This window comes from Syntrophorhabdaceae bacterium, assembly GCA_028698615.1.
In the GTDB taxonomy this organism is placed as follows: Bacteria; Desulfobacterota; Syntrophorhabdia; order Syntrophorhabdales; family Syntrophorhabdaceae; genus Delta-02.
In genome coordinates, this window is the sequence record JAQVWF010000061.1 from 1 (window position 1) to 12,561 (window position 12,561).

A 12,561-nucleotide genomic window follows, 5' to 3' on the forward strand; every position below is an offset into this window, starting at 1 on the left:
TACTCATGATGGTTACCTCCTCCTTTAGGCTTTCTGGTGATTTGGCGATTTCCATTAGCCTATCCGGTCGAGGTAACCTTTTCAATCTCCGGGTTTAGTTATAGCACTCTTAAGAAATTAAGAAACTCTTGGTTTCCCTTTTCTAAGGCGCTTAAGCGGTATTGAAAAGTGATTTAAGTTCTTCAGAATGTCCCCCCCAGTCCCCCTAACGCCAGCATGAACGAGAGGCCTGATTTCAGGCCGACTCGCTCCATGCTATAGTCATGTCGTTATTTAATGCTGGAACCAGCTACCTGAAAAGCCTGCAACAATGGATGCATCCTTCATTCACATTTCATTGATTGCCAAAGGACTATTTTTCAATGGGATAACCGGCATCAACCCACGCTTTGTAGTTTCCTTTAAGCCGATAGACTTTCTTGAATCCAGCGTCAATGAGTTTTTGCGCACCTTGAATGGAAACTCTATCTACATGGCAATAGACGAGGTACGTTTTCTCTTTATCCAATTTAGGAATGGCCTTATCAAGAGATCCGTCGCCTATGTAGTAGTGGACTGCTTTCGGCAGGTGTCCTTTTGCATATGCTGGCGAGACATCAATAATAATGATACCAGGGGTTTTCTCGATCAGGACCTTCGCTTCAGCAGGAGGAATATCCACATAGGATGCTTTTTCTGCCGCGTAGGAGAGACCACAAATTATCATGAAAACAAAAACCGATAAAAAAAGAACCGATAAAAAACTCTTTTTCATTTCAGCTACCTCCTTTGGATTTGTTCCAACAATACTAAGAATGAAACCGATTGTTGTCAAGAAATCAAGCATGTTCAGTACTTGCATAGATATAAGCAAATGGTAAGGATAAGAAAAAGGGGGAAACCTGGGTCCCGGATCACCTCCGGGACGACGGAAAGAAGACATGTTCCCTCTTGCCGGAACGAAGAAGAGAATTCCTAGGGATTCTCCTCCATCTCCCATATCCCGCAGGGACACACCCCGGCGCAGAAGCCGCAGCCTATGCAGAGGCTGTCGTCGACGACGTATTCGTAGCTGCCGTCCTTGTGTTCCACGCGTGATATTGCACCGTAGTGGCAGGTTGCCTCGCACATGTGGCAGTCGCGACAAACGGCGCAGGAGAGGCAGCGGTTCGCCTCGGCGCCCAGTTCGACGGGCCCGGCCTTGCAGGCCTCGTAGTAGACGGTCTTGATCCGCTCGAAGGGGATAATTGGCCTTTGTTCGGTCCTGTAGAAAGAACGCCCCGCGAGCAGGGCGTCGACGGCAAGGGCCGCCCTTCTGCCGTGACCTATCGCATGGGTCACGAGACCGGGGCTGACGGCGTCACCAACGGCAAAGATCTTCGCATCCGTGGTGTGACCAGCCTCGTCGGCCTCTATCCAGCCGTCTTTTTTCACGTGGACGCCCTCGGGCAGGAAACCCGTTGACGGTGTATCTCCGATGGAGACAACAACGTAATCGGCGTCGATGGATGACTTATCGGTGAAGGCGACCTTGCCCTTCTTCGCTGAATAGGATGAGACCGAACGGGGCCAGAGGACCTTCGTCCCCAGGGATTCGGCAATCTCCAGTTCCTTTCCGAAGGCAGCCGGCTTCTGAATATCGACGGCGGTGACCCCGGAGGCTCCGAGACGGAAGGCCTCGGCGGCCGCGTCCATGCCCACATTTCCCGCGCCTATGATGACAACCTTCTTGTCCTTGAGATTGGGCGCCCCCTTTGAATTTGCACTGCGGAGGAAATCGTAGGCAGGTACCATGTCACCGGCTCCCTTCATGGCGGGCACGCGCGGTTTATGAGCGCCGCAGGCCACGACGACCGCATCATGGCGGGCATAGATCTCGTCAAATTTCTCCCTGTCCACCTTAACACCAGCGTGGACCTTGATGCCCATTTTTTTGAAACGACCGAGCTCCGTCGTCAGCACGCGCTGGGGTAACCTCCGTTTAGGTATGAAGTACTCCAGCTTTCCGCCGATCTTTTCCTCTGCATCGTAAAGGTCGACGCTGTGGCCTTTCAGTGAAAGCTGCCACGCGGCCGAAAGTCCGCCCGCTCCCGCGCCGATGACCGCGACCTTCCTGCCTGTCGGCTTCTCATGGTCCGGGAGGGACAGCTTGAGGCTCGCCTTGCCGAACTCCTCCGTGTCGAGAGGCCTGTCGACTATAGCGCGCGTGCATCCCTGCATGCACAGGTGGGCGCAGACCTCGCCGCAGACGCTGGCCGGCAGCGGGCTGTAGCGCAGTACCAGTTCCAGAGCTTCACTCAGCTTCCCTTCGCGGATGAGACGCGTGCGCTGCCACGTCGGTATCCCGCTGGGGCAGGTGTATTCGCACGGCGGGGCATACTTCGCGTTGTTCCATGACGGGCGAAAACGCCTGTCCTGTCCCGTTGTTATATAGGGCAGGACTGTTCGCGGATGGTCGATGTATTCGGCGAATATGCCGCCCGCGCCGGTGCCCGCCTCCCATATCGCCTCGCGAAACTCACCGAGGGATATCTTCATGGGTTTTGTCTTTTCCCGTTCCCTCGCGGTAAAAGGGATGAGTTTTCTCCAGGTACCGGGGTCTTTTGTCAGTTCCCTGTAATGACCGTCACGCTCGATGGCCTTGAGGAAGGGCTTCATGTTCGTCTTGAGCCACTGCCAGTCCTGGGGCGTCAGTTCAAGGAGCCTCACATCGGACTCGCTGTACCCTTCGATGGAACCGCGGAAATAGACGACCCCGCCGACCATTCCCACGCAGGGACGATAGCCTGTGATATTGTTCCTGTTCCTGGGGTTGACGCCGCAGATGACGGCAATGCCTCCGGCCTTGAACTCGGCAAAGGTATCGCCCACATCGCGAAAATACCAGGACTGGGGTGGATCGTACTTCGGGTTGTGTTTCGTCATCGTATCGCAGCGGGCCCCGCCGGAGCCCTGAACATAGAGCCTCCCCTGCGCGGCGGCGTTATGCGCTCCGTTGCCGACATCGCCGAGAACCGTGATCTCGGCGCCGCAGTTGAGCCATCCGACGTCATCGGAAACACTGCCCTTTACGACGATCTTCGTTCCGAACATCCCCATCCCGCCGAGCCGCTGGCCCACGGGCCCCTCGACGGTGATCGTCACCGGTTCGGGGAAACCCCACAGGCGGCCTCCGATGCCGTGCTGACCCCGCGCCAGGACGTGAAGTTCCGTCGAGCCCTCGCGAATCGCCTCGCGTATCTCTTCATCGAGCGCTCTCGAATCTGTGCGCTGTTCATTTCTATCGCCTTCGATAATCTTTGCCATGGCCCTGCCTCGCTCCCCTACCCTTCTCTCCCTGTCAGCAGACATAGCCTATCTGCAGCCGGCTGGCTATATCCGCGTCGTCCGCGCACAGGGCGTCGGACATACCGATGGGCAATTCCGTGCTCCTGCCCAGCGGGGCAAAGATCTTTTTCAATTCCACATCCAGCGACCTGAAGACCTCAACCACCCTTTCGGCCACTTTTTCCGGGTCGAGCCTGCGGTAGAGCCTCGGGTCCTGGGTGGTGATGCCCCGCGGACACGTGCCGATGTTGCAGACATTGCACCGGTTCATCTCATCACCGAAACACCCGGCGGCGGCCTGCATCATGTATTTTCCGACAGACACCGCGGACGCTCCCAGCATGATAAGCGCCGCGGCATTGGCCGCGAGGCCGCCCTTCTTGCCCACACCGCCGGCGGCGATGAGCGGCAGTTCGTTCTGCCTTCCCTGCCGAACCAGGTCAAGATAGCAATCGCGAACATTGGATGCGATGGGGTGGCCCATCTTGTCGAGAGAGACGTTGTACGCCGCACCCGTACCCCCTTCCTCACCGTCTATGGACAGCCCGCCGGCGTAGGGATTGCGCAGCAGGTTGTTGAGCACCGCATTGGCAGTCCTCGTTCCCGATATCTTGGGGAACACGGGGACCCTGAAACCGAAGGCCATGGACATGGCCTGGATCATCTTCGCCACCGACTCCTCGATGGAATATTGCGTCTGGTGCGTCGGGGGGGAAGGCAGGTCCATCCCTTGCGGCACACCGCGGATCTCCGATATGAGCTTCGTGACCTTTTCCGCCATAAGCAATCCGCCGTCGCCGGGTTTCGCCCCCTGCCCGTACTTGATCTCTATCGCGCAGGGGTCGTCGACCATGTCCGGAATGGCCCGTATGATCTCGTCCCACCCGAAATAACCTGAGGCTATCTGGAGGATCAAATACCTGATAAATCTTGATTTGAGAAGCCTCGGCGGTATGCCGCCCTCCCCGGACGCCATGACGACGGGCATATGTTCGACCTCGTTGAGGTACACGACCCCCATTGCCAGCCCCTCCCACATTGTCGGCGACAGGGCGCCCACGGACATGCTGCCGACCATAACCGGGTATATCTCGCGGACGGGCGGGACAAACCTGGTTCCCCCGCTCGTCAGTTCCAGTTTGTCTTCCTTTGCCTTGAAGGGCATCTTTTCCGGCGGAAGAATGCGCCCGAGATAGGTGCGTATCCTGAACTCGTGGCGGCCCGCATCAAGCGCCGGGTCGGTCAGCATCGATATGCGCGTGAATTTCAGGTGATCAAGCGTGGACTCCCCGGGATCGTTCCGCCTGCCGCCCCTGCGATAAGGATACCCTCCCGGGTTCTTGTGGAAGAGAAACTTGTGCTGGGGATTGAAGACGGGTTCTATGGCATCGTTGGGGCACACGAGGGTGCAGGTGCCGCACCCGGTGCAGTAACGCCCGATGTCCGTGGTCTGCCTGACAACGACAATGGTCTTCCTGGTAACCTTCGGAGAGGGGGATGCATCTTCGGAGCTTACCACGCGCCTGACCGCCACCGAAGGCTCAATGGCGAACATGGGACACACGGCGGTGCATCGTCCGCATCTCTTGCACCTGTCGTCGCGCCACACAACGATATAGGGAAGGTCCTTAACGGTCAGTTCATGATTGTGGTCCAGCCGTAAAGCTGATTCCATACTCTCACCTCCTGCGCCCCCGGCGAAATGATGACCATGTCATATTTCATGGGGAAGATATCCATGGCGCCCTCTCTTTCGGGGATCATGCTGTCAAGTCCGCACTCCTCCGACACCAGTCCCACCTTGCCCTTGATACCGCCCACAATGCCGGGACGCAATTTCTTCGCGTCGTGGACCATGAAACAGGAGCCGTCGGGCGTGAAGCCGATGACAACGTTCGGTCCATCGATGCACAACGGGCGAAGAGAAACACGCATGAGGGACAGAACCTCGCTGTCTTCGCGGCGCGCCAGATCACCGTCGCTCAAGGGCGTGATGACGTCCTTGTAATAGTGCAGGGGATAGCCCAGTTTCTTCACGGCATAATGGAGAATGTGGGTGAAAACCTCACTGTCGCTGTTGTACCCCATGTAGCCGGGAAATCCCCTGCTCGCCAGGAACTCCCTGATGGGCACGAAGGCCGTGTTTTCGCCGTTGGTCATGGAACCGAACCCCTGGATAAAGAAGGGGTGGCAGGCATAGAGGTTGATGTCGTAATTCGTGTTCTGCCTTCCCTGGGCAAAGATGATCTTCGCCTTCAGCCGGGAATCGGATAGTCCGAAAAATTCTCCAAGCTGGAGCGGGTCCCCCACTTCCTTGATGGTGACGATGTCCGGGTAAAAAGAAAAAACGGTTATGGAACCGTCGGCCTCGCCCATCATGCGAAGGGTCAGACGCGTCTGAAGAAGAAGCTCCTCCTTTTCCTCGCGGGTCCGTTCCTCGTATTCTTCCGGGTAGTCATAGACCTTTGCGAAATAGTGGTCCCTGCGCTTGATATCCTTCACGGGCTTCAAGGCCGGGCGCCACTGGTGTTTCAGCCGGAATCCGGCATGAAAGAGATATTCATCGAGGGTGTGGAGCCCGTCCCTGGAGCAGATGCCTGAAAGCACGGGATAATCGCTGAACTCGGCCAGTTCGCCGCCGAGGTTCTTGAGGACAAGCCCCATCCCCGAGCCGTCGTGGCCCTCGTGCATGGTCTCCAGGGCCCCGATGCATTCCATGGGGTTCAGGTATTCATTCGATGTGATCGCAGCCAGGCGACACATGACAACCTCCTTTCCGGTTTTCTCTCAAACCGTCTTCGACCAGTTTAGTTTTAGCAATGAGCTTGATACCCGGGTATACCCCGGGGAGAGGAACTTCATGGACGCCGGCAGATTCATATCGGCCTGCCGGACAGATACAGCGAGTCGATCAGGCTTGAACATCACGAATAATTGTATCGCTCAGGGGCACATCCGTCAACGTCTAATGCTTACTGTGCGGTCATCGACGGGAGCCGATCTTCCGGCCTCCCGGTTATGTATCCCGCCGTTGCCCGAGAGCGGCTGCCTTTTTAGACAGGAAACCTGACGTCTGGTGTTCTATACCTTATGGTCTTCCCTTATCAACACCCTCGGCCCGCCGGACAGGCTGGAATTCCAGTTCTTGGGCGGTTCGATTTCTTTCAGTCTTTCAAGCTGGCCTATGTCTTTGAGCCTTCGGTAGATGAGCTGCCATGCGCAGGGTCTGTCGGGCCGCACCTCGCACCTGTCCTCGCGGGAGCCCCCGCACGGTCCGTTCAGCATGCGCTTGGCACAGCGGGTGATGGGGCATATGCCGCCGTACTTGTGCAGAACACAGGTGCCGCAAGCGGCGCACTTTTCCGTCCACACGCCGCGCTCTTCGAGGATGCCCAGGAAGGTCGTGTTGAGTCCGGCATAGACCGGCTTTGAGGGGAACCGCTCGGCAATAGCCTGTACCCCTGCGCCGCAGGCCGTCGACAGCACGGCATCAACTTTCCCTATGGCCTCCGCGGCCTGTTCGATGAAGATGTTGTCGCACTGACGCTCGATGGTGAGTTCATTGATCGTCAGATCCAATCCCTGAACCCGGGAGGCAATACGCAGCGCCGATGATATGATGCTGACCTCCCGTTCGCCTCCGGACAGACAGACGGTGACGCAGGTTCCGCAGCCAAGCACCAGAATGTCCTTGTGGGGCCTTAATATCTCGACAAGTTCAGAAATTGTTTTTCTTTCGGCAACTATCATAGTATTGCTCCTGTCTGTTCTTTCTTGGCACTTCTCATCTTCATTTTCTTAACGGGGGAGGGGCCGAGTTTGCTCACCATTTCCACCATCTCGCGGACATATTCGGCGAATTTCTGGGAACTGGCGGCACTCACATTGACCATGCGCAGGCGCTCAGGCTCAAGGCCGGCCTCCTCCAGCAGCTGCCTGGCGGTATTCACCCTGCCCTTTGCCAGATAATTGCCCTCCTTGAAGTGACAGCTGCCTTCCTCGCAGCCGGCGACGAGCACGCCGTCGGCACCGGCCTCAAAGGCCTTCATGAAGAAATTGATCTCCAGCCTGCCGGTGCACGGCGACCGGACGATGCGGATGTTGGGCGGATACTGCAGACGCCCTGAGCCGGCCAGATCCGCCGCGGCATAGGCACAGTAATGGCAGCAAAAAGCCACGATCACGGGTTCGGAATTATTTGCGTTCATAACCATCTTCCTTATTTCGGCGCCGATTCGGCATTGCCGGCCTCACTCGATTCCGTTAACAGAGCCTCCAGCATGCCCTGAAACTGATCTGACTCGAAATTCCTGAGCTGGATGGCCTGTGCCGGACATTCCGAGGCGCATATACCGCAGCCCATGCAGGCCGCGGCGGCAATCTCCGCCTTGCTGTTCATATTGACAAAGGGTGCATGGTAAGGACACGCCCTGACGCAGGTCATGCAGGAGATGCATTTCTCCTGGTCGACGCTGGATACCTGCCCGCCAACCTCCAACCGGACCTTGGAAAGGATGGTGGCGGCTCGGGAGGCAACCGCCCGCGCCTGGGAGATACTCTCGTCGGACATCTTCGGCGAATGGGCCAGGCCGCACAGGAATATACCTTCAGTAGCAAACTCGACGGGCCTCAGTTTAGGGTGCGCCTCCACATAGAACCCGTCGGCATTCAAAGGTACCTTGAGCATGTCTGCCAGCTTACGGTTATCCTTCGGGGCATCGATACCGGTGCTGAGCACAATGGCATCGGTCTCGATCTCGACCGGCTCAGGGAAGTCGGGGCTTCTGAACGTGACCAGATCATGGCTGTCGGAAATGACAGGCGGCTGTTCCTTTTCGTATCTCATGAAGATAACGCCGGCTTCGCGGGCCTGTTTGTAATATTTCTCCCGGAAGCCATATGTGCGGATATCGCGGTACAGGACAATGATATTCGCGTCGGGGCTGAGCTTTTTCAGCCTAAGTGAATTCTTTACCGCCATGGAGCAGCAGATGCGGCTGCAATAGGACCTCTCGTCATTGCGCGAACCGGCGCACTGTATCATCACGATATTGCGGTTGGTGGAAGGAAAGGTGCCGGCGTGAAGGGCGGTCTCCAGGTCCGACTGGGTAATGATGCTGGCGGATCGGCCGTACTGGAAATCCGCCGTAACAGCCCGGACGGCGCCGGTGGCCACAACGATCGCGCCGCATGGCACGGCGGTTTCCTGGCCGTTCTCATTGAGGGTCACCTGGAAATCACCGACGAAACCGGCAACATTCTTCACTTCGGAGTTCATGTGCAGAACGATATTATCGCTATTCCGGACGCGGTCGACGAGACCGGCGAGGAACCCGCTCGGGTCCTCGTGTTCCAGCGTGTAATGGAGATCGAGGAAATTGCCGCCCAGTTTATCAGACCTTTCGATGAGGTGTGTCTCGAACCCCTGCCCGGCAAGTGCCAGGGCCGCCGTCATGCCGCTTAAACCGCCGCCGATGACAAGGCCGCTCTGAACGACATCGGAGAAAGAACCCTGCAATGGGGTGAGGCGGCTGGCCCGGGCGACAGACATCCTGACCAGATCGATCGATTTCTGCGTGGCTTTTTCCGGTACCGCCGAGTGCACCCAGGAACATTGGTCGCGGATGTTCGCCATTTCAAAGAGATAGGGGTTCAGGCCCGCCTCACGCAGGGTGTCGCGGAAGATGGGCTCATGGGTGCGCGGTGTGCAGGAGGCCACGACGACACGGTTGAGCCGGTTTTCGCGGATGGTGCCGCGGATGTTGTCGAGGCTCGTGTCGGAACAGGTGAACAGCGTATGGGTTGCAAAGATGACGTTCGGTTCTCTGGCCGCGGCTTCGACCACTTTTTCCACGTCCACCACGGAGGCGATGTTGCGGCCGCAGTGGCAGATGAAGACACCTATCCTGGGCTCTTCGTCGGTAACATCGTGCTCGTCGGGGTAGACCGCTTTCGTGGTGAGCGTGTTGCGGGCACGGGAGAGCAGCTCCATGGCCATTGAAGCGGCGGCGCTCGCCTGCGTCACCGTTTCCGGTATGTCCTTCGGTTCCTGGAAGGCGCCGCCGACGAAGACGCCCGGTCGTGACGTATTGAGCGGCGTGAACCTGTCGGTAGCACAGAAACCGTATTCATTGAGTTCAAAACCCAGGCGCTTCGCCGCATCCACGGCGGCAAGGCCCGGTTCCATACCGACAGACAGGACAACGAGGTCAAAGTCCCGCTCCTGCAACTGACCGGCTTCGTTGTAGAATGTCGCCCGGAGGTCTTTCGTGTGGGGCATCTGGATGATGCGGGACGGTATGCCCTTGACGTAATTGACACCCTGCTGTTTTGCCCTCTCGTAGTACTGGTCGAAATCCTTGCCGTGGGCCCTGATATCCATGTAGAAAATGGTCGCTTCCAGCCCCGGCAGGTGGTCGGCGGCGATCATAGATTGTTTTGTCGAGACCATGCAGCAGACCGAGGAGCAGTATTCATTTCCGCAGCGGGTATCCCGCGAGCCGACGCACTGTATCCAGGCCACGCGTTTGGCGGGGCTGCCGTCGGAGCGCCGGATGACGTGACCGTCGAAGGGCCCGGAAGCCGAGAGCATCCTCTCAAACTGCACACTGGTGATGACATTGGGGTACCGGCCATAGCCGTACTCGCCCTTTTTCGCGGCGTCGAATTCCTCAAAACCGGGCGTCAGGATCACGGAACCGACATCGAGCTCGATTATTCTTTCCGTCATCGAATGTTCCACGGCATGCTGCTCGCAGGCCGCAACACACAGCCGGCACTCGGAGCACATGGCGCAGTTGAGACACCGTTCCGCCTCAGCCAGGGCCGCCTCTTCGGTAAGGCCCTCTTCAACCTCGGCAAAGTTGCCGGTGCGTTGGGGAACCGGGAGTATGCCCTGTTCGGCGCGGGGCTTCTTTTCCCTGCCTCTCGTTTCGGGAAGCAGCTCGGGAGCAATGGGTCTCACGGTGGACTCGAAGCGGTCCGACAGCATGTCCTCGCCCTTGAGGTACCGGTCGATCGACTCCGCCGCGCGCTTGCCCGCGCTTACGGCACCGATGACGGTGGCACTGCCGGGAACGTCGTCACCACCGGCAAACACGCCTTTTACGGACGTTTCCAGCGTGACCGTGTCGACCTTGTACCAGCTCCCCTGTGTCGCGGCTCCCATGGTGCCGAGGGAATCCTTATCCACTGCCTGGCCTATCGCTATGACGATCCGATCGGCTTTCACCGTTGTTGTCTCGCTCTCGTTGTAGACGGGGCTGAATCTCCCGTTCTCATCGAACACCCTGGTGCAGCGTTTGAACTCAATGGTATCGACCTTGCCGTTTCCGAGAATGCGTTTCGGGCCCCAGCCGTTCAAGATCCCGATATTCTCCTCCTGCGCGGCGGCAACCTCTTCGGGCAGGGCCGGCATCTCGTAATGCGCTTCCAGGCTTACCATCTCGACCGCTTCCGCACCGAGGCGCATGGCGCTGCGGGCCACATCGACGGCAACGTTGCCGCCGCCGATGACCACCACTTTGCCGCTCACTCCCGGAGGGTTTGTCTTATCTGCCGCCTGGCGCAGAAAGTCGAGGCCATAGCTGATTCCGGGCAGGTCCTCGCCTTCAACACCCAGGGACCGGCTGCTCTGGGTACCGACGCTTAAGAAGACAGCCTCGTTCTCCCGGCGCAGTTCCTCCATGGAGATGTCCGTGCCGACACGGCTGTTACAGACAAACGTGATGCCCTTGCGGCGGATAAGCTCCACCTCGTAATCGAGGACGTCCTTGGGCAGACGGTAGGCGGGAATACCCCAGCGCAGCATCCCGCCTGCTTCCGGGGCGGCTTCATGAACCGTCACCGCGTAGCCCCTGTCCGCCAGGTCGGCGGCAGCGGTAAGACCGGCAGGTCCGGCGCCGACGACGGCAACCTTCCTGGCACCCTCTGACGGAGTAACCTCATCGGGGAAGGCACGTTCACCGGACCTGACCATCTTCATTTCCTGGTCGGAAGCAAAACGCTTGAGAAGCCTGATGGAGACCGCCGAATCGATGTCATTGCGCGTGCACTCAGCTTCGCAGGGATGGGTGCAGACCCGTCCACAGATGGCGGAGAGCGGGTTGCGTTCCCGAATGAGATCAACGGCCTTGAGGTATTCCTTCTTCTTGATCAACTGGATATAGCCCTGGACGTTTATGTTGGCCGGGCATGCCACCTTGCAGGGCGCGTGGCCCATCTTGAGAATGCCGAACTTGTTGGGTGTCGCCTGGGCATAAAGCTTGGCGATCGCCTTTCTCGTACCCATGCCGCGGTCAAATTCATTGGGCACGTCGACAGGGCACACGTCCGTGCACTGGCTGCAGGCGGTACATTTCGCTTCATCCACATAGCTGGGAGAAACCTTGACCTTCGCCTTGAAATTTCCCGGTTCCCCTTGAAGGCCGACAAGCTCGGAAAAGGTGAGGATCTCGATATTTATGTTGCGGGCGCATTCGACCAGTTTAGGCGATACAATACAGGTAGCGCAGTCGCCGGTGGGGAATGTCTTGTCAAGGTGGGCCATCATGCCGCCGATGGCAGCGTCACGTTCCACGAGATAAACTTTGAACCCCGAATCAGCGAGGTCGAGGGCCGCCTGAATGCCGGCGATACCGCCGCCCTGAACCAGCACAGCGCCTGTTAATTTCTTTTGACTTTTATCCATATCGTAACCTTAAATAGTCTCCAATTGTCCCTTAACTTCTCGACGGGACCGCTTCCCTTGCTGCCTTCAATATGACTGCCGGGTCCACCATGAGCCTGTCGAATCCAAGTTTCTCAGGCGGAATTCCAAGGGCAAGACCTACGAGCTGGGTGAGGTAGATGACCGGCATATTGTATCTCCTGCCAAGGAGCTTCTCCATGTCGGCCTGTCGCACGTCGAGGCTGATCTGGCACATGGGGCAGGCGACGACAATGCACTGTGCCCCGGCGGCCTGCGCCATCTCGATGACGGCGGCCGACCTGCGGACGGTGATCTGTGTCCGTGTAAGGTTTTGCATGCCCCCGCAGCAATCCACTTTTCCCGACCACTCCACGTTCTCCGCGCCCGTCACATCGATGAGGCGCTCCAGTATGGTCGGGTTCTCAGGATCATCAAAATTGGTGGCTTCCGGCGGACGGACCAGATAACAGCCGTAATAGGCGGCCACCTTGAGGCCCGTCAGGGGCCTGACGATCTTCTTGCGCAGGGCGGCCGCTCCAACGTCCTTCAGGAGTATCTCGACAAAG

At 58.1% G+C, this 12,561-nt stretch carries 8 protein-coding genes; all 8 read right to left on the reverse strand.

Annotated features, from left to right (window positions below; all coding sequences use genetic code 11):
• Positions 1–352: 352 nt before the first annotated feature.
• Positions 353–979: a rhodanese-like domain-containing protein gene (locus tag PHC90_13100; GenBank protein MDD3847279.1), complete on the reverse strand. Its 627-nt coding sequence runs from the start codon at positions 977–979 to the stop codon at positions 353–355.
• The gene (locus PHC90_13105; GenBank protein MDD3847280.1) at positions 955–3,285 is read right to left on the reverse strand and encodes an FAD-dependent oxidoreductase; all 2,331 of its coding nucleotides are present in this window, start codon (positions 3,283–3,285) and stop codon (positions 955–957) included. The genes PHC90_13100 and PHC90_13105 overlap by 25 nt, the downstream gene beginning before the upstream one ends.
• Before the next feature lie 34 nt (positions 3,286–3,319).
• Positions 3,320–4,981 carry a glutamate synthase-related protein gene (locus PHC90_13110; protein MDD3847281.1) on the reverse strand — a complete coding sequence of 554 codons (1,662 nt, stop codon included), beginning with the start codon at positions 4,979–4,981 and terminating at the stop codon, positions 3,320–3,322.
• Positions 4,942–6,069 carry a hypothetical protein gene (locus PHC90_13115; GenBank protein ID MDD3847282.1) on the reverse strand — a complete coding sequence of 376 codons (1,128 nt, stop codon included), beginning with the start codon at positions 6,067–6,069 and terminating at the stop codon, positions 4,942–4,944. Before PHC90_13115 ends, PHC90_13110 begins: the two co-directional genes overlap by 40 nt.
• Before the next feature lie 318 nt (positions 6,070–6,387).
• A complete protein-coding gene (locus PHC90_13120) occupies positions 6,388–7,056 on the reverse strand; it encodes a methylenetetrahydrofolate reductase C-terminal domain-containing protein (protein MDD3847283.1) in 669 nt (222 codons plus the stop codon).
• Positions 7,053–7,514, reverse strand: a complete 462-nt coding sequence (locus PHC90_13125; protein MDD3847284.1) for a hydrogenase iron-sulfur subunit — start codon at positions 7,512–7,514, stop codon at positions 7,053–7,055. Before PHC90_13125 ends, PHC90_13120 begins: the two co-directional genes overlap by 4 nt.
• A gap of 11 nt (positions 7,515–7,525) precedes the next feature.
• Positions 7,526–11,995 carry an FAD-dependent oxidoreductase gene (locus PHC90_13130; GenBank protein ID MDD3847285.1) on the reverse strand — a complete coding sequence of 1,490 codons (4,470 nt, stop codon included), beginning with the start codon at positions 11,993–11,995 and terminating at the stop codon, positions 7,526–7,528.
• Positions 11,996–12,026: 31 nt separating this feature from the next.
• The coding region (locus PHC90_13135) for a CoB--CoM heterodisulfide reductase iron-sulfur subunit B family protein (protein ID MDD3847286.1) at positions 12,027–12,561 on the reverse strand (535 nt) is incomplete at its 5' end.